The following is a 22,016-nucleotide window of genomic DNA, read 5'->3' on the forward strand; positions in this document are numbered from 1 at the left end:
ATTTGTGGATTTTATTCGCTATCTGCTAATTTTTGTAGCTGGACTAATCCAACAGGATCAGCCGATTGTTGAGGGACAACCGCAATCCGGTGGCCGTATTTCTTTTCAACCTCAGAAATGAGGGGCAGTTCGCGATTTGAGCGGGTAATGAGGAATGGAGAGCTGGGTGATGCAGCCGCCAGGCTATTATTGATAACCCATGCCCAAGGCTCAATGTCTGCCCGGCGCAGATCTTCCTGCAGGTTGGCCGCTTCCAATACCGGTGTAGTTTCAGCGAGGGTGACAATCACCACCTTCGTTTGATCAGGATCTTGCAGTTGCATCATGGGGGTCAATGCTTGTTCACCACTTTGTCCCATCTGACGTACCATTTCGCGGTGGTAAGCGCCGGTGGCGTCCAGCAACAGCAACGTATGGCCGGTCGGTGCGGTGTCCATAATGACGAAATGGTCTTCTGCTTCTTTAATGACGCGGGAGAATGCCTGAAAGACTGCAATCTCTTCAGTACACGGGGAGCGTAAATCCTCCTCTAAAACCGCTAACCCTTCAGCATCAAGTCCCTTACCCTGATTACTCAGAACAAACTGGCGATACTTTTCTGTCTCAACCTTCGGGTCTATCCTGCTGACCGTCAGGTTATCCAGGCTACCATCAAGGGTATAAGATAAATGGGCTGCAGGATCTGAGGTTGTTAAATGAACTTTATGCCCTTTTTGTGCGAGTGAAACTGCAATAGAGGCGGCAATGGTAGTTTTACCTACGCCACCTTTACCCATTGTCATCACTAGGCCTTTGCCTGACGCACTTAATTCATCGACGAGTTGAGACAATCTAGGGAAGGTCAGATCCTGCTGGTCAGCCCGGATCGTTTCCAGTTCGTCAGTGTTGCTATCGGTGAACAATTTGCGCAGTGCATCCAAGCCTACCAGGTTGAACGGTTTCAACGGCAGTTGGCTTAAGGGTAATGCGGAAAGATTCTTCGGCATTTCATTCAGTGCCTTTTTTTCTCGGGCAATGATGCTTTCGGCCAGAATGTCATTCTTGGCCGCTTCTGCAGGCAGGATACCGTTGATAGCCAGGTATTGCTGCTTCAGACCAATATTGTAGAGCTCCTCATAGGTGTGAGAGACCTCTTTCAGTGTCGATGCCTGGGCTCTGGCAACTAGTACCAATCGAGTCAGTTCAGGGTCTGACAGTGCGGCAACGGCATCAGCATATTGATTTCTCTGTTTTTCAAGACCGATGAGTGGCCCCAGGTTTGCTGCTGCGTCGGGGTTGGCTTCAAGATAGCCTGACCAGGCTCCAGGCAGTTCCAACATACGGATTGTATGGCCTGTTGGTGCCGTGTCGAAAACAATATGGTCAAAATCGCTGCGAAGAGAAGTGTTGGTGAGCAAGCCAGTAAACTCATCAAAGGCGGCGATCTCCGTGGTGCAAGAGCCTGACAGTTGTTCTTCAATACTTTGCACAATTTCTTTGGGCATCACATCACGGACCGGATCTAACACACGGTCTCGGTAGGCTTGTGCCGCAGCCATTGGATCGACTTCCATCGCTGACAGGTTGGCAACTTTTGCGATAGCAACAATCTGGTGCCCAATTTTCTGGTCAAATACCTGTCCGACGTTTGACGCAGGGTCGGTACTGACAAGTAGAACCTTTTTCCCGCTGTCAGCCAGTGTAACTGCGGTGGCGCAAGCCAGCGATGTTTTCCCAACGCCACCTTTCCCGGTAAAGAAAATAAAGGGGGTAATCCCTTCTAAAAAATTAATTTTCATGATGAACCTCTTCTAACTTTTTAAATTTTTCGGAACGTTATGGCATACGGGGGATAGAGCAACAGGATGGTTGCTTAGTGTCCGCTGAGTCCGCAGTCAACGGGGTATCTGTCCAGCGGGCAAAATCAACTCGGGTAGGAAGACGCCCTGCCATAACTACATTTCCATCAAGCAGGGTTAATGGAAGGGAGTCTGCCCCCGAAGAATTTAGGAAAGATTTGACGACGGTGTTTTGCAGAAAGCTTTGCGGATTTTTTGACAGATTATGCCGAGTAACATCCAGCCCATTCTGCTTGCACCATTCCATATCCGTGCTGAAAGTGATGGCGTCCTGATTGACAACAACACTACTGGTTGCACAGCAGCCAGCCGGTTCAAAGATTTCAATTTTTGGCATTTTCTGATCCTCAATGTAGTAGTGGGTAGCCTTACATTGAGGTAAACGAATGGGGATAGAAAAGGATGCGTTTTTTCAGGAAATTTTTTTATGGCAACAGATTTGGGCCAACTCATCCAGCTCAATGGTACAGGTTTCCATCATTTGCTGCTTAAGGTGTTGCCTGGCGCGGAGTAACCGCGATTTAACCGCGGGAAGTGACAGATTTTTGTATGTTGCTACTTCTTTCTGGCTGTACTGATAGATATCGCAAAGTTCAATGAGTTCACGCTCTTCCTCATTGAGTGTTTGAAGCACCTCAGGCAAACATTCTGTCAATGACGTAATGGCCGGTGAATGTTCTTCTTGATACAGAAATGACTCTTGCAGTTCCTGAAATGGCTTGGCAGTTCTATGCGTATCAATTAATAAATTGCGGGCACAGGTATACAACCAGGCTCTGGGGTTCTGCATTTGGCAAAAGTTATCAGAAACCGATCTGGCTTTGAGAAAAAGCTCCTGTAATAAGTCGGACGCTAATTCGTTATCGCCAGTTCTTGCTCTCAAAAACTGGTGGAACTCAGCCTGATGCTGAGTCCAAAAGGTGGTCATGCAGTGATTAAACTGTTGAAGTGCCTCCATTGTCTGGCTAGATGCTCCCTTGATTGACGCGGGCAGACAGCGCCTCAGCACTTTCTTTACGCTCGCTGTAGCGATTGACAAGATAGTCAGAATTACTGCGAGTGAGTAGGGTGAATTTCATGAGTTCCTCCATCACATCGACGATACGATCATAATAGGACGAAGGTTTCATTCGGCCTTCATCATCAAATTCCTGCCAGGCTTTTGCTACAGAAGATTGATTTGGGATAGTGATCATCCTCATCCAACGCCCGAGGATACGCATTTGATTCACAGCGTTAAATGATTGGGAACCTCCACTGACTTGCATCACTGCCAGCGTTTTTCCCTGTGAGGGACGAACGGCACCGGTCGAAAGAGGTATCCAATCTATTTGAGCCTTCATGATCCCCGTCATCGCACCGTGACGCTCTGGTGAGCACCACACCATGCCTTCGGACCACATCACCAACTCACGCAACTCCATCACTTTAGGATGAGTATCGGGGGCATCGTCAGGTAGCGGTAATCCGGATGGATTAAAAATACGCACGTCCGCACCCATAGCTGTCAACAAACGTGCTGCTTCTTCCGTCGCGAGCCTGCTGTAAGAACGCTCCCGCACTGAGCCGTAGAGCATCAAGATACGTGGTGCATGATTGATTTTTTTACCGAAAAATCGATCTTCAGAAATACTCAAATCAAAGAGGGGCTTATCCACGTTATCCAATGTAGAAAGTAGGTCGCTCATCGTGTATTGCTTCTCCCAGCATTTTTTACTTCGAATTAAACAGAATAAATTCAGTGTATTGTGATTACTTGTCTTGATCGGCACAGCACTCTTCAACCAGGAAAGAGACGATTTGGTTGAGGACTTCGTATTGCGGAAGGCAATGCAGCGTACGGCCTTCACGACGTTGTTGCAGCAAACCGACCGACACTAGTGCAGAAATGTGATGACTCAATGTGGAGCCTGGAATGTCTAACCGTTTTTGCAGTTCACCAACGGGAAGCCCGCACTCTCCAGACCGGACAAGCGCTTTGTAAACGCTCAACCGGGTAGGGTGGCCCAACTCTTTCAGGGCGCTTGCGACGGCATCTAGTTCCATCATGACTCTCGCTTTGTTCATTTCCATATTTCGAGAATAACAGAAATATTTGTTATCATAAAGCCCTTCACAGACATTTTTTAACTGACTAAAAATCAGTTGATGTAGTTAAGCCTCTGTATGAGAAGAAGGTATAAACTGATTGCCATAAACTCTGTCAAAGAATAACGACGAAATGACTTTCACTGAGATGGTTTCCGTATATTAAAATAATATACAATTATTGCAAGTAATGCTCCTGTTAAAGGGGCTAACCAATAAAGCCATTGGTAGTCCCAATGATTACTAATCATTGCAGGGCCAAAACTCCTAGCCGGGTTCATGCTTGCTCCCGTTAAACTACCGCCTATAAAAGCATTTAAAAAAACAACAATGCCAATAATAAAAGCATTAGAAGTATGTAAAACGGTTAATACTAAGAAGAATGACATAATAAGCTCTATGACAAAGCCATCGATCAGCTTTAAATCTTTAGAAACTACAGTAACACCAAATTGTAATAAATCACCAAAAAGAAAATAGAGTGTGGCGGAGGCTATTGATGCACCAATGACTTGTGCAATCATATAATAGAATGCACATTTTGAGGAACATTTTCCAGTAGCACATAATGAAAGAGTTACAATAGGATTTAAATGTGCGCCACTCGCTTTAGATATTGAACTGATAATTAAAGTGACACTTAGTCCAAAAGCTAATGCGATGCCAAAATTTCCGATTTCATGTGTTCTTTGATTAACAATAATTGCACCGACGCCAATGAACACTAAGGTGAATACGCCTATCGCTTCAGATATAAATCCTTTGCCGATTAATTTAGACATGAAAATACCTTCCAGGTTATTTACCATGAGAATTAATAAGTTAAATAAAAATGTATGACTCACTCTGAAATAAAGCGCTCTGTATCATTAATCCACTGAGTCACTTCCATCCAGGCGCTAACTGCAACGCGAAATGCTTCACGTCCCTTATCTGTCAGGCAATAGACTTTGCGGCCTCTTCCATTAACAGTCTCATTATTGGAAGTCAGGTAACCCCCATTTTCGAATTCACGAAGGGCGGGATATAAAGCCCCCTCACTGGGCGAACAGCAACCTTGGGTTTTACGATCTACAGCGCGTGCAATGTCATATCCGTGCATGGGCGCTTCATGTAGGACACACAAAATAAAAAACTTGGATAAAGACATTTTAATGGTCCCTTTCCAATAATCTTGACTTAAGTAATCTTGCGCAGGCTTACAGCCTGATGTTTTGCTAGACATAGCGCCTCTTTCTACTGATTGTCCAGCCGAAAATTACTTCTCTGACGGCCATTTAGCTTGAGTACAGTCTAGAAGAACAAAAGCTATACTCTTCATGCCCCTAGAGTAACATTCACAGGGATGGCCGTCACGTCATTGCTTATTGAATATACACTAGCAACCACAACCGCCCGGAGCTGTACCGAGGGATTCAGAAGCTACTTTGGTAGTTATAGTATTTCCGCAGTCGAAGGGGCCGTAGTGGGTTTCCCCCTGCCCAACAATGGTGAAATGGGGAGCATAACGTGTTTTTGATAGCATGAGAGCGGTATTCCTGCAGACTGGCGTTGCTTTTCCCGCATCAAAAATATGTTCAAGGTCAAAAGAGTATCGATGTGCTGAATCTGGCAAAGTACCGTTATAAATTGCGACCTGTCCATAATCTTCACATTTGTCTTCGAGGTCGAGCTTAAATAGACGGAAAGTCATCGAGTAAAGTTTAGCTCCTGCTAGTTTATCTTCTATTACTTTGTTTTGGATTGATTTTAATGAGCTTGCCGCTATTCTGACGTCATTAAACCCCACATTTCTGGCAAGTCTGAAGAAATCTTCATAATATAAAACATCGCCAATGCACTCTCCCACTATTTGGGCGTCATCTTTAAGTGATTGTGGTAGTCGGCGATCAGAATAGATATCGGCAAAGTAAATTTCGCCACCTGGCTTTAATAGCTTAAGCATACCAGCGAGAACTTCTTCTTTAGCAACTGATAGATTTATTACACAATTGGATACTATGATATCAACTGAACCCTCAGGAATATCAAGCAAGTCTAGTTCTTCTATTCGTCCATGATGAAATTGAACGTTAGATTCATTGTAATTAAATTTATCACGATGATATTCAATATGACTTTTAGCAAAATCTATCTGTTCTTTTGTTGCATCAATGCCAATGACCTTGCCTTTTTCGCCAACTAATTTTGATAGAATAAAGCAGTCGCGACCGCCTCCACATCCCAAATCTAATACAGTCGCACCATTTAGTTGAGGAGGAAATGGCGTTCCACAACCATAGAACCTAGTTTGAACATCATTGTGTATAAGAGAGAGAATTTCTTTTATTTCGCCAGTTGGTTCTGAATCTACAGTGCAAACGTTTGTGACAAGATCATTTTTATCCTCTAAAGTTTTACCGTAGTAGTTCTGTACTTCTTTGACACGCTTTATGACTTCGTTTTCTGTCGTGAGCATTTGTCTACTCCTAAAATTATGATAACCGGCACTCAGAATAACCACCATTACATTGCCCAACAATGTATAACCCTACGATGTATTAATAGTCAATGGCATGAATTTCAAAATCATTAAAAATATTTACCATTGAAATTAACTAATTGATATTAAATAATATTGCCAACGATTTATGATGATTGTACTGATTGTGTAATAATTGAAATTACAGTGGCTTATATTTATGGTTGGCATCCTCGATTTCATGTCATTTTATAAGGTCTGAATATAATTCAATTTAATATTATTATTGTGATAATCATTTTTAGAAAAAAATTTAACTCCAATTTAATGTTATTAAACAAATATATATACTATATTACTTGTGTTTTCTGGTGTTAAATACTTAACATCATAACTGAGTTGAATTGTATTTTCTAATTCTTGCAAGCGTGAAATTACAGTTATAAAGACAAATGATTTTTGCAAAAGCTGTAATTATACTCATGCTAATTAACTGATTTTAAATGATTTATTTTGTTTTTATTTAAATAATTTACTTAGCATGTGAATTTTATGCGAAATGGTTATTATCACTAATATCGTGTTCGGGATTCTTGCGGTTTACGCACAAAATCCATGCTAAATCTCTGGATTTTTTCCTTAAATACACACTTTTGTTCCTTAAAAACTGAGTTTTATAAGATTGGCTCATTAGAACGGCAGCGCCAAAAGGGCAGATCGATTGAATATAGCTATGACAAAATGAAGGTAAATAACTTTTTAAACGTGAGTTATGGTTCTTTGTTGCTGAGAAAAAGCATATCCATAAAATGGTAGGATTTACTTATGGTAAGGCTTTGACTATGTTGATAAAAGAGAGTTTTTTAGCGAGTTACCTCATCTCAAAAGCGTTAGTTGTGGTTGTTGCTAAACACACCTTATTGGTCGATGAGCCATGTTGAAATCACTCCTTAAACTTCTACCTACGACGATCGGAAAGGGGGAGGCGAGAGTTGCGATCTCTGGTGCTAGTGTTCCTGATGGCTATCATGCACCTGAACAACCAGCCAAACTTTTGGCTACACCACAGCGCCGTCAATGGTTGCAAACGTTGTGGGATTACTCGTCACTACCAAAAGACCTGTACCAGCAGTATTACCTGCAACCACTTGAGCACTGCGTCACTCTGATGCAGCAGTTCCCTGCCACGGAGAGTGGGCATCATGCGTATCTTGGGGGGATGGTGGATCACCTACTTGAGACGGTTGCCTACGCCGCCAGGTTGTCAAAAAACCATCTGTTACCAGTAGGCGCACAACCTGAAGAGCAGGCCTCACAGAGTGCCGCCTGGAATGCAGTGATTGTCTATGCAGCTATGCTGCAGTCGCTTGAAAGGTTATGCCATATTGAGGTCGAACTGGAGAGTGGGCAGTGCTGGATGCCGCTTAATGCCATGCCGGGTGCAGCTTACCGTTTTCGTTTCAAGCCTGGTGTTGATGCAATGCAGGTGCAGTGTCTGGGTGCGATGCTGGCCTGGAAAGTCATCCCTGATGAGGTATTGATCTGGTTGAGTACCTGGCCTGAAGTGCTGAAAACGTTGTCGCTGTATTTGACGGGATTTCGAAGTGAGTCAGGAATAATCAATGCCATTGTCTTAGATGCCATTCGCACTTCGGTGGGCGAACCTGCATTACCTGCAGAACAGATTGTTCAACCCATTTCAGATTTGAGAAGTATAACCCCATCTTCGTTACTCCCAATGAGTCACACACCTTCTTTAACGACATTCTCTGCAGGTATAACATCTGCTGAAGGGGCGGAAGGTAATGAAAATATCAAACTAGTCTCAGCATTAGATGGTGATTTACCCTGTGAAATAGATGTTATATCGACAGATGTGACTAGTGAGTTGTTGGTTGTCATGGGGTATGACGATACTGAAACAAAATCGAACATTGTCTCTGAGGTACAGGAAACGGTTCTTAATCTGGGATCTGCTTTTAGCGATTGGTTGAAAAAAAATCTTTTAGAACAATTAATTGTAGTTAACGAAAGCGATTCTCAGGTATACATTATTGCGGGTTATGTGTTTGTGAGGACGCCATCAATATTTTATCTGTTCATATCAGATAACAAATTTGCTTTGGCTGAACAGCCCTGTGATTGGAAAACTGTCCAAAAGCAGTTTGAAAAGCAGAAGCTCCATAAACGCCAAACGGATGGGACGAATGTGTATCGTTGCCAGGATAAGGAAGGTCATAAATCCTTCAATGGTTACCTGATACCCGCCGCAAAAATTTATGGTGACGCTTCACCTCCGGCAGATAGCTCCTTAATGATTGTAAAATGACAGGTTATGGGGAACTCTTGGTAATGAGCGATAAGCTGCTAACGTTTGAAGAGCTGTTAGACCATTATTTTTTCATCAACTCCGTGAGGGATGATACTGAATGGAGCTACCGTAAAGTGGTTAGAACCTTTTTGCGATACACCAGTAAAACACCGAATGAAGTTGACAATGCGTTGGTACTTGGATGGCGCAGACATGTCTTGAAGGAGCAGAAACTGGAAGCGACAACGTGGAATAATAAAGTGACTCATATGAGAGCGCTTTTCAATTTCGGGATGAAACATGGACTACTGGCACATGAAGTCAATCCCTTCAATAAAGCTGCTGTTCGGGCGGGAAAGAAAAAGAAAAAAACCTTAACCAAGGGGCAGACGGATGCTGTTTATCGCCTTATGTCTCAGTATCGTGAACATGAAGTGTTACATGCTAAGAGCCTGTCAGTGAATAACCGAGTCCACGCCTGCAAACCCGCCTGGTTTTGGTTGGCGGTACTCGATACCCTCAGCTATACCGCAATACGACAAAACCAGCTTCGACATGTACGCATCTGCGACGTGAATCTGGAGGAACGGTGGATTGATTTGATCATTGCAGGAGCAAAGAATCACCGGGAACTGCGTATACCCATCATCACTGAATTACTCCCCAGTTTAGAAGAGTTGGTTAGCCGGTCGTTGGAGATAGGGGCTGAGCCGGAAGAGCAACTATTCAATGTGAATCGTTTTGATATGGGACGCAAAGCGAAGCGAGAAGAAAATGGAGAGGTCATGGGCATTTACCCTATTCGCGCTTTCTTTCGGCGTATATCTAAAGAGTGCCGGTTTATCGTCAGCCCCCACCGTTTTCGGCATACGGTAGCAACTAACCTGATGAAATCCCCGGATCGTAATATTCAAGCCGTAAAACGCCTGCTAGGGCATTCCAGTTTACGTTCTACGCTGGAGTACATCGATGAGGATGTGGAAAGCTTACGGGATATTCTAGAGGAGGAATTCAAGCGATAGCGCGCCAGGATGAGAGTATCTTCTTGACACAGTTTGACATTTGCATACGAAAACGGTAAAAATTGTAAGCGAAACAGCCCGCCTGTTATCAGCAGGCGAGCTTTTCAAGAGCCTATGTTCAACAATCACAACCTAAGTAGTAGAGCTAAAAGATCTACACCGTGTTAACAAGGACTCGTTTCGTGCCCGTCAGTTTTTCATCCTGAAATCTTGACAAGCGCTTCTGAATATGGTGCCCGGACTCGGAATCGAACCAAGGACACGGGGATTTTCAATCCCCTGCTCTACCGACTGAGCTATCCGGGCAACGGGGCGCATTAAACCGTATTGGCCGTGCGGCGTCAACGGATTTGTGACGAAAAACGTGAAAACAGCGCCGATTGCTGGCTTTTCAGGCAAAGGGCGCGTAATTCTGCTTCTGTTGCCACCAGGTCACGGCGTTGCACGCTTTAGCTTAACGCACCGAACTGACGACACTGGGCAATCTGCAAGATATCCTCGGCCAGCCGCTTGGCGACGGCAACATCCTGCAACTGGCGTTTTATCAGCAGCTTGCTCAGGCAACCTTCCTGCACCAGTTCCATCTGCTGCGCTACCGAGTCGGCATCGTCGGCATCCATCTCACGCAACAGATCGCGGGTGAAGTCCAGCGAGGTAAGCTTCTGCTGCTCGGCCAGTTGATGGATCGGGTGGTCGCTCTCTGGGAAGAAGCTACAGGCGGCAATAAACAGGCAGCCAGGGTAGCGTTCATTCTGCACGTGCTCAGCCAGCACGTCATAACGCGCCAGCAGCTTTTGCTGCGGGCTCAACGTCTCATCAAGCTGCAACTGGCGGCGCCAGGTATCAATCTGCTGGCCGTGGTAGCGCAGGCAGTCATACAGCAGTGCCTCACGGTCCGGCCAGAACGGTTTGAAATCGCTGTATGGCACACCCAGTTTTTCTGCCAGCATTTCCAAGGTGGTGGTCGCCAGGCCCTGTTTTTCCAACAGCTCCAGGGCTGTATTTAAAACCTGTTCACGTTGCACTAGTGCTCCCTCCAAAAAATGTTCTGAAACTCAGTGTCGTTTACCGAGTGGTTTTCTGCAAATGTGCGTCGAAGGCTTCCGCTTTCATAAAGCCCGTCACGCGTGCTGCGGGTAACTCTTTGCCATCTCGGTCAAAGAACAAAATGGTCGGCAAGCCAAGCACCTGCAAGTGCTTGAGCAAGGCTGACTGCTCGGCATTGTTGGCCGTCACGTCGGCCTGTAACAATACCGTATCGGCCAATTGGGCCTGCACCGCCGGATCACTGAAGGTGTACTTCTCAAATTCTTTGCAGGCGACACACCAGTCTGCGTACAGATCCAGCATCACCGGCTTGCCCTGTGCCTGTTGAAGCGCTTGGTTAAGCTGCTCAACGTTATTGATACGGGTGAAACTCAGATGCGGCAGGGTCGCCTGCTCAGAGGCGGTGTTACCGAATGCCCAGTCTTGCAATGGGCGCGCTGAAATCACCAGCGCCGCCAGCAGCAGCACCTGGATAGCTCGCGTCCAGCCACGGGATGATTTCAGGCTCAGGACGAATGCCCAGCCGAAGAATGCCAGGCCGAGCAGGCTCCACAGGCGCAATCCCCAGACATCGCCAATCACCCGCTCAAGCAGGAACACCGGCAGCGCCAGGATCACAAAGCCAAAGGCTTCCTTGACGTACTGCATCCACGGGCCGCTGCGTGGCAGCAGGCGGTTGCCGAACAGCGTCACGATCACCAGCGGGATGCCCATCCCCAGCGCATACAGATACAGCGTGCCGCCGCCGGCCCACATATTGCCGCTTTGGGCGATGTACAGCAGGATGGCGCTGAGCGGGGCGGTGGTGCATGGTGAGCAGATCAAGCCTGCCAGAGCACCCATCACAAACACGCCCACCAGCGAGCCACCCTGCTGGGTGTTGCTCCAGTTGGCCAGCCGCGTTTGCAGCGAAGAGGGAAGCTGCAAGGAGTAGCAGCCGAACATGGACAGAGCCAGGGCAACAAATAGCACCGACAGACCGATCAGCACGTAAGGATGTTGCAGCGCGGCCTGGAACTGCATCCCCGCGGCGGCAACCACCAGGCCGAGCAGGGTATAGGTCAGCGCCATGCCTTGCACATACACCACGGCCAGCACCAGAATGCGCCCGCTGCTGTGTGGCCGCTCACGGCCCAGAATAATGCCGGAAATCAGCGGGTACATCGGCAATACGCAAGGGGTAAATGCAATACCGATACCAATCAGCAAGGCCCACAGGGGCGAGAAGGGCAGATTGGCGGGGGCCGTTTCCGTGGGGGCCACGGCGACCGGTGTTGCAGGCTCTGCGGCAAGCGCCACTGCGCTCAGCGGGATCACGCGGGTTTCCGGTGGATAGCAGAAACCGGCCTCAGCGCACCCTTGGTAGGTGACGCTCAGGCTGGCATTGTCAGCCGCCTGCAACAGGGGAATGCTCAGGGTCAATGGCTCCTTGAAAATGGCCACTTCACCAAAGAATTCGTCTTTATGCTTCAGCCCGGCGGGCAGCTCGAACTGGCCTAGCGTTGCCTGCTGCGGTACCAGTTTGATTTGCTGGCGGTACAGGTAGTATCCAGGGCGGATTTGCCAGCTTAGCGTCAGCTGAGGGCCCTGTTGTTTAAAATCAAAGGCAAATGCCTGATCGACGGGGACGAACTGGTTACCCGCGTTTTGGCCGAACAGTGAAGCCTGAGCCGCAGTGGGCAGGAAGAACAGGCTGCACAGCAGCAATATCAGTTTAATGAGGCGTTGATCCATGACAGGTAATCTTTATCTCCGGCCATCACCGGCAGCACCAACAGTTCGGGTGTCTGGTACGGGTGATGTTGTTTCAGGTAGGTGAGTAGCGCTTGTTGATGCTGGCGATCGCTTTTAAACAGCATCTGCACTTCGTATTCCTGTTGCAGTTTCCCTTCCCAGTAATACAACGATGTTGCCCCAGGCAGCAGCGTGGCGCAGGCCGCCAGTTTCTCCCCCAGGACGCGGGCCGCCAGCTCTTGCGCTGTGGCTTCATCGGGTGCGGTACAGAGTATGACGATAGCTTCGCAATCAGACATCTTCGGCCCTCTCAACCAGGTTTAGTAACAGGGCACTATACCCTGAAGCGGAGTTGGCTAGAAGGTTAGATTATCGGCAGCGGGGGAATGAAGAGGGGAAAGCGGGGCCGAAACCCCGCTTGAGGATCACAGAATAACGCTGCCAATCAGGAAGCCGAAGATGACGGCAAACGCTACGCCCAGGGTGCCAGGGATCAGGAACGGGTGGTTAAACACGAAACGCCCGATACGCGTTGTCCCGGTATCGTCCATCTGTACCGCCGCCACCAGAGTAGGGTAGGTTGGCAGAATGAACAGGCCAGAAACGGCGGCAAAGGAAGCGATCGCCGTGAGCGGGGTGACGTTCAGGGCCAGCGCCATCGGCATCAATGCCTTGGCAGTGGCAGCCTGAGAGTACAGCAGCGCCGAACAGAAGAAGAAGATCACGGCCAGCAACCAAGGATGGGATTGGATCACGGTACCCGCAGTCTCTTTAATCCAGTCAAGGTTGGCTTGTACAAAGGTGTCACCCAACCAGGCCACGCCCAGAATACAGATACAGGCGCTCATCCCGGCCTTAAAGGTGCTGGAGTTCAAAATCAGGTCGGTTTCGACACGGCACAGGATAGTGGTCAGGGTGGCCACGCTCAACATGATGATCAGAATGGCATTGGTGGTGTTCATCAGCGGCGTCGTCACCAGGCCCATGCTTGGGCTGTTGACGATGGCATAAGCCACTACGCTCAGTACGCCAGCCAGGAATAATAGCACGGAGGTTTTCGCACGCGGTTTGATCACGATTACGTTCTCACCACGCAGGGCAACCAGACCTTCTTCGAAGCGTTTTTGATACACCGGATCGTCAGACAGCTTGGAGTCAAACAACCAAGTGACCAGCAGCGACATCAGTATCACGGCCAGGAAGGTGGAAGGGATCACTACCATCAGCAAATGTAGGTAACTCACGCCGTGGCCTTCCATAACGGAAGACATATACACCACCGCTGCCGAGATAGGCGAAGCGGTAATGGCAATCTGCGCGGAAACTACGGCGGTAGACAGCGGACGGCAAGGTTTGATGCCTTGCTCTTTAGCCACTTCTGCAATCACCGGCAGGGCCGAGAGGGAGATATTGCCGGTACCGGCGAAAATGGTCAGGAAATAGGTGACGATAGGGGCCAGAATAGTGATGTATTTTGGATTCTTGCGCAGCAGTTTTTCGGTTTGCTGTACCAGGTAGTCCATCCCGCCAGCGACCTGCATGGCGGCGATAGCGGCGATAACCGCCATAATGATTGAAATAACGTCGAAGGGAATGCTGCCTGGCTTAACGCCGATCATCGCCAGCACCAATACCCCAAGACCGCCTGCAAAGCCTATTCCGATACCGCCCAGCCTGGCCCCCAAAAAAATGGCCAGTAGAACGATCACCAATTCTACTACTAGCATAGTGTTTACCCCTTAAAATGGATTTTTATGAAAACCAAACGTTACAGCTTTGTGTTTTCGGAAAGAAAAAAGGCACGCTATCCAGAGGATTAGCGTGCCTTTCAGGCTACCGGATGAGTCTATTATTGTTCATTTTCATCTGTATAGCGTTTCGCCTTATATGCCGGGTGCATCAGGTTCTCTACGGAGAAGATGTCATCCAGCTCAGCTTCGGTCAGTAAACCGCGTTCCAGCACGACTTCACGTACGCTCTTGCCGGTTTCAGCACAGATCTTGCCGACAATGTCACCGTTGTGGTGGCCAATGAACGGGTTCAGATAGGTGACGATACCGATAGAGTTAAATACGTAGTACTCGCACACTTCTTTGTTGGCGGTAATACCATTAATGCATTTTTCCAGCAGGTTATAGCAGGCATTAGTCAGGATGTGAATCGATTCAAACATCGCCTGGCCAATCACCAGTTCCATCACGTTCAACTGCAGCTGGCCCGCTTCGGCGGCCATGGTAACGCAAGTGTCGTTGCCGATCACCTTAAAGCAAACCTGGTTAACCACTTCCGGGATCACCGGGTTCACTTTGGCTGGCATGATTGAAGAACCCGCCTGCAACTCTGGCAGGTTGATTTCGTTCAGGCCAGCGCGTGGGCCGGAAGACAGCAGGCGCAGGTCGTTACAGATCTTGGACAGTTTGACCGCCAGGCGCTTGTGCGCGCTGTGCATCATCACGTAGGCACCACAGTCGGAGGTGGCTTCGATCAGGTCTTCGGCAGGCACCACCGGCAGTCCACTGACTTCCGCCAGTTTCTTGACGGCCAGGTGTTGGTAACCTTCCGGAGTGTTCAGCGCGGTACCGATCGCCGTCGCGCCCAGGTTCACTTCCAGCAGCAACTCTGCGGTACGGTGCAGGTTACGGGTTTCTTCATTCAGCAACACGCTGAAGGCGTGGAATTCCTGGCCCAGGGTCATAGGCACCGCGTCTTGCAACTGGGTACGGCCCATTTTCAGGACGGTTTCAAACTCTTTAGATTTACGGTCAAACCCTTCACGCAGTTGGTTGATAGCATCGATCAGCTTCTGGTTGGAGGCGTAAACCGCGATGCGGAACCCGGTTGGGTAAGCGTCGTTGGTAGACTGACACTTGTTGAGGTGATCGTTAGGGTTCAGGTATTGGTATTCACCCTTCTGGTGACCCATCAGCTCCAGGCCGATGTTTGCCAGCACTTCGTTGGTGTTCATGTTCAGTGAGGTGCCAGCACCGCCCTGGAACACATCCACTGGGAATTGATCCATGCATTTGCCTTTATCCAGCACTTCATCACATGCCTGGATGATGACGTCGGCAATTTTACGTGGGATGGTTTGCAGCTCTTTGTTGGCCATGGCGGCGGCTTTTTTTACCATCACCATACCGCGCACAAACTCAGGAACGTCGCTGATTTTACTGTTGCTGATATAGAAGTTTTCAATCGCACGCAGAGTATGAACACCGTAGTAGGCTTCTGCAGGGACTTCACGTGTTCCTAATAGGTCTTCTTCGATACGAATGTTGTTTGACATGAGAACCTTCTCTATGTTGCTGCCGAATATAATTATATGCAGGATAACAAAATAATGTTGCCGAGCGCGTCTACTGCGGAAGTATTGACCGCAGCTATTGTCGCTACCCAGATCATATGCTGGTTAGTAATAAATGAATGAACGTAGATCACTATCTGGTGCTTCAGCAAATGACAGCTTTTGGTTTCTGTGAAGGGCTTCACGTTTGCGGCATAGAGAATAAAAAAGATCGCCCGGTTGAAATGGCGGCGGGAAGCCCCCATTGTAGAAAGGTTGGCCGATTAGCGGCCCCATTTATCACGTATGCGCCATCGGGCGGGTACGCCGACTCTACCTAGAGGAGAGAACCAGGTGCGCTGGTTACCGTTACTGCTGATATTTCTACTGGCTTACATAGAGATATCCTTGTTTATCAAAGTTGCTGCCGTGTTCGGTGTGGCAATGACGCTGCTGCTGGTGGTGTTTACCTCCTGCGTCGGCGTTTCCCTGGTGCGTAATCAGGGCATGAAGACCTTTGTGCAGATGCAACAGAAGCTGGCTGCGGGGGAAAGCCCAGCGGCGGAAATGGTGAAAAGCGTTTCGCTGGTGCTGGCCGGGTTCCTGCTGGTGATACCGGGCTTTTTCACCGATTTCCTTGGCCTGTTGCTGCTTTTGCCGCCGGTGCAGAAATCGCTGACGCTGAAGTTGATGCCGCATCTTGCCGTTTATCGCCCAGGCGGTTGGGGCCAGAACGGCGGAGCCGCCAATGGCAATACCTTCGACGGTGAATTCCAGCGCAAGCAAGACGACCGCTACACTTTGGATCATCAACCCGACGATCGCGACAAGCGTGACGATCGCTGATATTTCCCCTCACCCTAACCCTCTCCCAAAGGGAGAGGGGACTGAACGTGCTACATTTGCCCCCAGTACCTGACCGCGACTCTGGACTAGCTCCCTCTCCCTAAACAAGTGCTCATATGTTATCCGGTCCGTGATAGTGGGAGAGGGTCGGGGTGAGGGGAGATTGGCCGCGTTTTTGCTAATGGCGTTCACGGCAGGCCATCAAATCGAAAATTTTTTTGCTGCTGCCCCTTGAAGGGGAATGGAACGCCCCCATTTCAAATCCCACGGAGCCGGTATCAATAATCTGGCGCACAACCCTAAATCTGATAGAAACCTTCTTACAGGAGAGCGTTCAATGAGTATTCGTCCATTGCATGACCGCGTTATCGTCAAGCGCAAAGAAGTTGAATCAAAATCTGCTGGCGGCATCGTTCTGACTGGCTCTGCAGCGGGTAAATCTACTCGTGGTGAAGTGGTAGCCGTTGGTAAAGGACGTGTTCTGGAAAGCGGCAACATCCAGCCGCTGGATGTGAAAGTAGGCGACATCGTGATTTTCAACGACGGTTACGGCGTGAAAGCAGAGAAGATCGACAATGAAGAAGTGTTGATCATGTCCGAAAGCGACATTCTGGCAATTGTTGAAGCGTAATAACGCTTTATAAATCTTCTGAACTGAACGAGTTGAAGGGAAATACCAATGGCAGCTAAAGATGTAAAATTCGGCAATGACGCTCGCGTGAAGATGCTCCGCGGTGTGAATGTTCTCGCTGATGCAGTAAAAGTGACTCTGGGCCCGAAAGGCCGCAACGTAGTGCTGGATAAATCCTTCGGCGCTCCTACCATCACCAAAGATGGCGTCTCTGTTGCTCGTGAAATCGAACTGGAAGACAAGTTCGAGAACATGGGTGCACAAATGGTGAAAGAAGTTGCCTCTAAAGCGAACGACGCTGCGGGCGACGGTACCACCACTGCAACCGTACTGGCTCAGTCCATCATCACCGAAGGCCTGAAAGCTGTGGCTGCTGGCATGAACCCGATGGACCTGAAGCGCGGTATCGACAAAGCGGTTATCGCTGCGGTTGAAGAGCTTAAAAAATTATCCGTACCTTGCTCTGACTCTAAAGCTATCGCTCAGGTAGGCACCATCTCTGCAAACTCCGACGAAACCGTGGGTAAACTGATTGCAGAAGCGATGGAGAAAGTGGGCAAAGAAGGCGTTATCACCGTTGAAGAAGGCACCGGCCTGCAAGACGAGCTGGACGTGGTTGAAGGTATGCAGTTCGATCGCGGCTACCTGTCTCCGTACTTCATCAACAAGCCAGAAACCGGTTCTATCGAGCTGGAAAGCCCGTTCATCCTGCTGGCTGACAAGAAAATCTCCAACATCCGTGAAATGCTGCCAGTGCTGGAAGCCGTTGCGAAAGCAGGCAAACCATTGCTGATCATTGCTGAAGATGTTGAAGGTGAAGCGTTGGCGACCCTGGTGGTTAACAACATGCGTGGCATCGTGAAAGTGGCTGCGGTTAAAGCACCTGGCTTCGGCGACCGTCGTAAAGCCATGCTGCAAGATATCGCTACCCTGACTGCTGGTACCGTGATCTCTGAAGAGATCGGTCTGGAGCTGGAGAAAGCTACCCTGGAAGATCTGGGTCAGGCAAAACGCATCGTCATCAACAAAGACACCACCATCATCATCGATGGCGTGGGCGACGAAGCCACCATTCAGGGCCGCGTTTCCCAGATCCGTCAGCAGATCGAAGAAGCGACCTCTGACTACGATCGTGAAAAACTGCAAGAGCGTGTTGCTAAACTGGCTGGCGGCGTTGCCGTTATCAAAGTGGGCGCCGCAACTGAAGTTGAAATGAAAGAGAAGAAAGCCCGCGTCGAAGATGCCCTGCACGCGACTCGTGCTGCGGTAGAAGAAGGCGTGGTTGCTGGCGGTGGCGTAGCGCTGATCCGCGTAGCAGGCAAAATTGCTGGCCTGAAAGGCGATAACGAAGACCAGAACGTGGGTATCAAGGTTGCTATGCGCGCCATGGAATCTCCATTGCGTCAGATCGTGATCAACGCCGGTGAAGAAGCCTCTGTGATTGCCAACAAGGTGAAAGCAGGTGAAGGCAGCTTCGGCTACAACGCTTACACCGAAGAATACGGCGACATGATCGCGATGGGTATCCTGGATCCAACTAAAGTGACCCGTTCTGCTCTGCAGTTCGCGGCCTCTATAGCTGGCCTGATGATCACCACCGAGTGCATGATCACTGACTTGCCGAAAGAAGACAAGTTAGACATGGGTGGTGCTGGTGGTATGGGCGGCATGGGTGGTATGGGCGGAATGATGTAATTCCCCTCACCTCTGTGAGCTAACCACAAAACCCGGCTTCGGCCGGGTTTTTTTATCATTGAATTAACGTCCTCTCCCGGAAAGTGCTCCACACTACCCTCTCATTTGGGCACCTAAGCCGATTCCACATCTTGAGGAACATCGTAGGTAAAGAGGCTAATAGATAGATAAGGATCTCGATTTCGTCTTTATCGAATTTATTCGTTCGCGTCCTTACCAAAGTCAATTCATGCTGATGATTTCCTGACTGTGTGAGCTTTTCTTATCAGTTTTTTGGTGAATTCATGAGCTGAATGGATCTTAGTTCTAATGATATTGGATCCTAAATGTCAGTGGGTATTTTTTATAATTAAAGCGTAATTTGGCTTAGATCATTGTTTATTAGTCTATAAATTTATAATTTGGTGCGGATGGGTTGAGTTTTAACTCATCTGTTACGTAAGATTATTTTATATAAGGAGATTACTATGAATGATAAGTGGGAGTTCTATAAAGATAACCATGATAAATGGCGCTGGCGTCGTACTGCCCCAAATGGAAACATTACAGGGGCTGCCACCCAAGGCTATGCTAACAAAGCTGACTGCGTAGCTAACGCTCGTCGCAATGGTTATAACGGTTAATAACATTGCTGACCCATGCAGCCGCGTAGGTTATATAAGGGGGAAAACCCGATGCAAGGAAACTTGCATGTGTGGTTCTTGGGAGATGCGATACAGTAATGTGCTGCCGTAACCCGACATTCCCTTCACCTTGGTGAGCTAGTAAACCTGGCTTCGGCCGGGTTTTTTTATACCCCTCCTGTGTAGGTGGCCAGATTGCTGCAAAGTGAACAGGTTCGACCGAAGGGGGGCCGGATGCTGCGCCCGTTTTTTCGTCGTCAGAGGCTATCGATGTGTCGGTGCTGAATTTGAAGATATTTTTGCAGACCTTGCCGGTTAAGCGTGTAAACTGATAACTCATCGGCTGTCGCTCAAGACGTTGACCAGGCACCAGTGGCCGGTGGCAACGGATGCTTAAGAGATGGCAACGCTTTCTGATAAGCTTTTGCGTAATTCTCAACATCATATGGGGAACAAGATGCGGATTAAAGCCTTACTGGGTCTATCGGCAGCGCTGCTGCTGGCAGGGTGCAGCAGCACCAATGAACTGACCGCCGCAGGTCAACAGGTCAAATTTACCGACACCAAGCCCGCAGCAGAATGCCAGTTGGTAGGCGAAGTCACTGGCACCCAAAGCAACTGGCTGTCGGGGAGCGGTGGTGAAGGCAGCTCCATGCGCGGTGCGGCCAACGATCTGCGCAACAAGGCAGCGGCAATGGGCGGTAACGTGATTTACGGTGCTACTAGCCCAAGCCAGAACCTGCTTTCAAGCTTTGCACCGCTGGACAGCAAAATGATCGGCCAGGTGTATAAGTGCCCATAACGCTGGCATAAGCACCCGTATAAAATAAAAGAGGAATGCCCAGGCATTCCTCTTTTTGCATTCATGCAGGTTGTTGTAGGGGCGGCGCATGCTGCGTCCGCTAGTGGCCTTGCGTCAGGCGCAGATCCAACGGCGTTTTACTGGGTTCGCCGCCGACTTCACGGGTCAGGCGTGGTACCAGATAACCAGAGACCTTGCTCAGCAAACTTTTTACGATCGCACGAGCCTCGTCGTCGCTGACCATAAAGTGGGCCGCGCCCTGCACCTTATCCAACACGTGGAGGTAGTAGGGCAGGATCCCCGCATTAAACAGGGCGTTACTCAGCGCCGCCAGCGTATCTGCGTTATCATTGATCCCCCGTAGCAGCACGCTCTGGTTCAGCAGCGTGACTCCGGCGCTACGCAACTGTGCCATACTGGCGCGCAGCGGTGGGTCAATCTCGTTGGCATGGTTGATATGGGTGACCATCAATACCTGCAGGCGCGATGCCGAGAAGCGTTGGCACAGCGTGGCGGTGATGCGGGCGGGGATCACCACCGGCAAACGGGTATGAATACGCAGGCGTTTGAGGTGTGGGATGGCCTCTAGTTCCCCGATCAGCCAATCCAGTTCATGGTCTTTGGCCATCAGCGGATCGCCCCCGGAGAAAATAATTTCATCCAGTTCCGGGTGTTGGCGGATATACTCCAACGCTTGAAGCCAGTTTGCCTTGTTGCCTTGGTTCTCCTGATAGGGGAAATGACGGCGGAAACAGTAGCGGCAGTTAACCGCACAGCCGCCTTTTACCAACAGCAGGGCACGGTTGCGATACTTGTGCAGCAACCCCGGCACCACGCTGCGCTGTTCATCCAGCGGATCGGTCGTGAAGCCTGGGGCATCGATGAATTCTGCGCTGGCGGTGAGTACCTGGCGCAGCAGCGGGTCATTGGCATCACCGGGTTGCATACGCGCGGCAAAGGCACGCGGCACGCGTAGCGCAAACAGGCGGCGTGCATCGCGCCCCTGTGGCAGTTCCGGGTGCGTATTTAGTGACAGAAGCTGCAGTAATTCATCTGGGTCGGTAATAACATCGGCGAGTTGATGCAACCAATCTTCTCTATGCGCCGTGTTTTGGGTTATAATGTGTGCCATTTTTTTGGCTAAGCTACCAGTTTAAATTTTCAGAGGGCCATCATGGCGACTTATTCTAGCAACGATTTCCGTCCGGGTCTTAAAATCATGTTCGAAGGCGAACCTTACGCTGTCGAATCCAGCGAGTTCGTCAAACCCGGCAAAGGCCAGGCTTTTGCACGTGTAAAAATGCGTCGCCTGCTGACCGGCACCCGCGTTGAGAAAACCTTTAAGTCTACTGATTCCTGCGAAGGCGCGGACGTGGTAGATACCAACATGAACTACCTGTACAACGACGGTGAGTTCTACCACTTCATGCACCCTGAAACCTTTGAACAGCATCAGGTTGATGAGAAAACCGTTTCTGACGTGGCGAAATGGCTACAGGACAACGCAGAATGTATCGTCACCCTGTGGGATGGCCGTCCTATCGCTGTGCTGCCACCGAACTTTATCGAAGCAGAAATCACTGATACCGATCCAGGCCTGAAAGGCGACACCGCAGGTACCGGCGGCAAGCCAGC

At 49.1% G+C, this 22,016-nt stretch carries 22 protein-coding genes and 1 tRNA gene; 8 read left to right on the forward strand and 15 right to left on the reverse strand.

Translation table 11 applies throughout. The features are described from left to right. Positions 1-11: 11 nt before the first annotated feature. The 8 genes from arsA to ACLQ7H_RS25880 all read right to left on the reverse strand — a co-directional run bounded on the left by arsA (position 12) and on the right by ACLQ7H_RS25880 (position 6,384). Positions 12-1,778 carry an arsenical pump-driving ATPase gene (arsA, locus tag ACLQ7H_RS25845; RefSeq protein ID WP_411755142.1) on the reverse strand — a complete coding sequence of 589 codons (1,767 nt, stop codon included), beginning with the start codon at positions 1,776-1,778 and terminating at the stop codon, positions 12-14. A gap of 37 nt (positions 1,779-1,815) precedes the next feature. Next, positions 1,816-2,175, reverse strand: coding sequence for an arsenic metallochaperone ArsD family protein (locus tag ACLQ7H_RS25850; RefSeq protein ID WP_411755143.1), 360 nt, complete (start codon positions 2,173-2,175; stop codon positions 1,816-1,818). A 75-nt stretch (positions 2,176-2,250) separates the two neighbouring features. Next, positions 2,251-2,796 carry a sigma-70 family RNA polymerase sigma factor gene (locus ACLQ7H_RS25855; RefSeq protein ID WP_231118604.1) on the reverse strand — a complete coding sequence of 182 codons (546 nt, stop codon included), beginning with the start codon at positions 2,794-2,796 and terminating at the stop codon, positions 2,251-2,253. Between the two features lie 7 nt (positions 2,797-2,803). Continuing rightward, the gene (arsH, locus tag ACLQ7H_RS25860; RefSeq protein WP_411755144.1) at positions 2,804-3,526 is read right to left on the reverse strand and encodes an arsenical resistance protein ArsH; all 723 of its coding nucleotides are present in this window, start codon (positions 3,524-3,526) and stop codon (positions 2,804-2,806) included. A 64-nt stretch (positions 3,527-3,590) separates the two neighbouring features. Then, positions 3,591-3,884, reverse strand: coding sequence for an ArsR/SmtB family transcription factor (locus ACLQ7H_RS25865; RefSeq protein ID WP_050135222.1), 294 nt, complete (start codon positions 3,882-3,884; stop codon positions 3,591-3,593). 182 nt (positions 3,885-4,066) lie between these two features. Continuing rightward, the gene (locus ACLQ7H_RS25870; RefSeq protein WP_411755145.1) at positions 4,067-4,708 is read right to left on the reverse strand and encodes an MIP/aquaporin family protein; all 642 of its coding nucleotides are present in this window, start codon (positions 4,706-4,708) and stop codon (positions 4,067-4,069) included. A gap of 59 nt (positions 4,709-4,767) precedes the next feature. Then, on the reverse strand, positions 4,768-5,151 hold the full coding sequence (locus tag ACLQ7H_RS25875) for a PadR family transcriptional regulator (protein ID WP_411755146.1): 384 nt from the start codon (positions 5,149-5,151) through the stop codon (positions 4,768-4,770). A gap of 153 nt (positions 5,152-5,304) precedes the next feature. Further along, on the reverse strand, positions 5,305-6,384 hold the full coding sequence (locus ACLQ7H_RS25880) for a methyltransferase domain-containing protein (protein ID WP_411755147.1): 1,080 nt from the start codon (positions 6,382-6,384) through the stop codon (positions 5,305-5,307). Between the two features lie 937 nt (positions 6,385-7,321). On the opposite strand from ACLQ7H_RS25880, the gene ACLQ7H_RS25885 reads away from it, so the two are divergent. Then, entirely contained in the window at positions 7,322-8,716 is a 1,395-nt protein-coding gene (locus tag ACLQ7H_RS25885) for a TraI domain-containing protein (RefSeq protein WP_411755148.1), read from the forward strand. 23 nt (positions 8,717-8,739) lie between these two features. Continuing rightward, positions 8,740-9,720 (forward strand): tyrosine-type recombinase/integrase, encoded by a 981-nt coding sequence (locus tag ACLQ7H_RS25890; RefSeq protein ID WP_411755149.1) that lies wholly within the window; start codon positions 8,740-8,742, stop codon positions 9,718-9,720. 230 nt (positions 9,721-9,950) lie between these two features. Here ACLQ7H_RS25890 and ACLQ7H_RS25895 read toward each other — a convergent pair. The 6 genes from ACLQ7H_RS25895 to aspA all read right to left on the reverse strand — a co-directional run bounded on the left by ACLQ7H_RS25895 (position 9,951) and on the right by aspA (position 15,787). Then, positions 9,951-10,026, reverse strand: a tRNA-Phe gene (locus ACLQ7H_RS25895). Between the two features lie 143 nt (positions 10,027-10,169). Then, positions 10,170-10,745: a transcriptional regulator gene (locus ACLQ7H_RS25900; RefSeq protein WP_411755150.1), complete on the reverse strand. Its 576-nt coding sequence runs from the start codon at positions 10,743-10,745 to the stop codon at positions 10,170-10,172. Positions 10,746-10,785: 40 nt separating this feature from the next. Next, on the reverse strand, positions 10,786-12,501 hold the full coding sequence (locus ACLQ7H_RS25905; protein WP_411755151.1) for a protein-disulfide reductase DsbD: 1,716 nt from the start codon (positions 12,499-12,501) through the stop codon (positions 10,786-10,788). Further along, complete coding sequence (gene cutA, locus ACLQ7H_RS25910; RefSeq protein WP_021807588.1) at positions 12,477-12,800, reverse strand: divalent cation tolerance protein CutA; 324 nt, start codon at positions 12,798-12,800, stop codon at positions 12,477-12,479. The genes ACLQ7H_RS25905 and cutA overlap by 25 nt, the downstream gene beginning before the upstream one ends. Positions 12,801-12,926: 126 nt before the next feature. Continuing rightward, complete coding sequence (locus tag ACLQ7H_RS25915; RefSeq protein WP_411755152.1) at positions 12,927-14,228, reverse strand: anaerobic C4-dicarboxylate transporter; 1,302 nt, start codon at positions 14,226-14,228, stop codon at positions 12,927-12,929. A gap of 122 nt (positions 14,229-14,350) precedes the next feature. Further along, positions 14,351-15,787 carry an aspartate ammonia-lyase gene (gene aspA, locus ACLQ7H_RS25920; protein WP_411755153.1) on the reverse strand — a complete coding sequence of 479 codons (1,437 nt, stop codon included), beginning with the start codon at positions 15,785-15,787 and terminating at the stop codon, positions 14,351-14,353. Positions 15,788-16,138: 351 nt separating this feature from the next. Between aspA and ACLQ7H_RS25925 the strand changes: the two genes are divergently transcribed. From ACLQ7H_RS25925 to ACLQ7H_RS25945, 5 genes are all read left to right on the forward strand, one after another. Next, positions 16,139-16,630, forward strand: coding sequence for an FxsA family protein (locus ACLQ7H_RS25925; RefSeq protein ID WP_024484768.1), 492 nt, complete (start codon positions 16,139-16,141; stop codon positions 16,628-16,630). 337 nt (positions 16,631-16,967) lie between these two features. Next, entirely contained in the window at positions 16,968-17,261 is a 294-nt protein-coding gene (locus ACLQ7H_RS25930) for a co-chaperone GroES (RefSeq protein WP_004952634.1), read from the forward strand. A 48-nt stretch (positions 17,262-17,309) separates the two neighbouring features. After that, positions 17,310-18,956 (forward strand): chaperonin GroEL, encoded by a 1,647-nt coding sequence (gene groL / locus ACLQ7H_RS25935; protein ID WP_411755154.1) that lies wholly within the window; start codon positions 17,310-17,312, stop codon positions 18,954-18,956. 467 nt (positions 18,957-19,423) lie between these two features. Next, positions 19,424-19,579 carry a YegP family protein gene (locus tag ACLQ7H_RS25940; protein ID WP_411755155.1) on the forward strand — a complete coding sequence of 52 codons (156 nt, stop codon included), beginning with the start codon at positions 19,424-19,426 and terminating at the stop codon, positions 19,577-19,579. A 457-nt stretch (positions 19,580-20,036) separates the two neighbouring features. Further along, positions 20,037-20,381 (forward strand): DUF4156 domain-containing protein, encoded by a 345-nt coding sequence (locus tag ACLQ7H_RS25945; protein ID WP_024484770.1) that lies wholly within the window; start codon positions 20,037-20,039, stop codon positions 20,379-20,381. A 100-nt stretch (positions 20,382-20,481) separates the two neighbouring features. On the opposite strand, the gene epmB is transcribed toward ACLQ7H_RS25945, so the two are convergent. Then, positions 20,482-21,513 (reverse strand): EF-P beta-lysylation protein EpmB, encoded by a 1,032-nt coding sequence (gene epmB, locus ACLQ7H_RS25950; RefSeq protein WP_411755156.1) that lies wholly within the window; start codon positions 21,511-21,513, stop codon positions 20,482-20,484. 42 nt (positions 21,514-21,555) lie between these two features. Between epmB and efp the strand changes: the two genes are divergently transcribed. Next, the coding region (gene efp, locus ACLQ7H_RS25955) for an elongation factor P (RefSeq protein WP_411755157.1) at positions 21,556-22,016 on the forward strand (461 nt) is incomplete at its 3' end.

Source organism: Serratia sp. (in: enterobacteria), from assembly GCF_046715635.1.
Classification (GTDB): domain Bacteria; phylum Pseudomonadota; class Gammaproteobacteria; order Enterobacterales; family Enterobacteriaceae; genus Chania.

Bases quoted from the DNA above. Each gene is read 5' to 3' on its own strand.
- arsH (WP_411755144.1), bottom strand. From the start codon at position 3,526: ATGAGCGACCTACTTTCTACATTGGATAACGTGGATAAGCCCCTCTTT.
- cutA (WP_021807588.1), bottom strand. From the start codon at position 12,800: ATGTCTGATTGCGAAGCTATCGTCATACTCTGTACCGCACCCGATGAA.
- ACLQ7H_RS25865 (WP_050135222.1), bottom strand. From the start codon at position 3,884: ATGGAACTAGATGCCGTCGCAAGCGCCCTGAAAGAGTTGGGCCACCCT.
- ACLQ7H_RS25940 (WP_411755155.1), top strand. From the start codon at position 19,424: ATGAATGATAAGTGGGAGTTCTATAAAGATAACCATGATAAATGGCGC.
- ACLQ7H_RS25885 (WP_411755148.1), top strand. From the start codon at position 7,322: ATGTTGAAATCACTCCTTAAACTTCTACCTACGACGATCGGAAAGGGG.
- ACLQ7H_RS25870 (WP_411755145.1), bottom strand. From the start codon at position 4,708: ATGTCTAAATTAATCGGCAAAGGATTTATATCTGAAGCGATAGGCGTA.
- groL (WP_411755154.1), top strand. From the start codon at position 17,310: ATGGCAGCTAAAGATGTAAAATTCGGCAATGACGCTCGCGTGAAGATG.
- ACLQ7H_RS25880 (WP_411755147.1), bottom strand. From the start codon at position 6,384: ATGCTCACGACAGAAAACGAAGTCATAAAGCGTGTCAAAGAAGTACAG.
- epmB (WP_411755156.1), bottom strand. From the start codon at position 21,513: ATGGCACACATTATAACCCAAAACACGGCGCATAGAGAAGATTGGTTG.
- ACLQ7H_RS25855 (WP_231118604.1), bottom strand. From the start codon at position 2,796: ATGGAGGCACTTCAACAGTTTAATCACTGCATGACCACCTTTTGGACT.
- ACLQ7H_RS25875 (WP_411755146.1), bottom strand. From the start codon at position 5,151: ATGTCTAGCAAAACATCAGGCTGTAAGCCTGCGCAAGATTACTTAAGT.
- aspA (WP_411755153.1), bottom strand. From the start codon at position 15,787: ATGTCAAACAACATTCGTATCGAAGAAGACCTATTAGGAACACGTGAA.
- ACLQ7H_RS25915 (WP_411755152.1), bottom strand. From the start codon at position 14,228: ATGCTAGTAGTAGAATTGGTGATCGTTCTACTGGCCATTTTTTTGGGG.
- ACLQ7H_RS25930 (WP_004952634.1), top strand. From the start codon at position 16,968: ATGAGTATTCGTCCATTGCATGACCGCGTTATCGTCAAGCGCAAAGAA.
- arsA (WP_411755142.1), bottom strand. From the start codon at position 1,778: ATGAAAATTAATTTTTTAGAAGGGATTACCCCCTTTATTTTCTTTACC.
- ACLQ7H_RS25850 (WP_411755143.1), bottom strand. From the start codon at position 2,175: ATGCCAAAAATTGAAATCTTTGAACCGGCTGGCTGCTGTGCAACCAGT.
- ACLQ7H_RS25945 (WP_024484770.1), top strand. From the start codon at position 20,037: ATGCGGATTAAAGCCTTACTGGGTCTATCGGCAGCGCTGCTGCTGGCA.
- ACLQ7H_RS25905 (WP_411755151.1), bottom strand. From the start codon at position 12,501: ATGGATCAACGCCTCATTAAACTGATATTGCTGCTGTGCAGCCTGTTC.
- ACLQ7H_RS25890 (WP_411755149.1), top strand. From the start codon at position 8,740: ATGAGCGATAAGCTGCTAACGTTTGAAGAGCTGTTAGACCATTATTTT.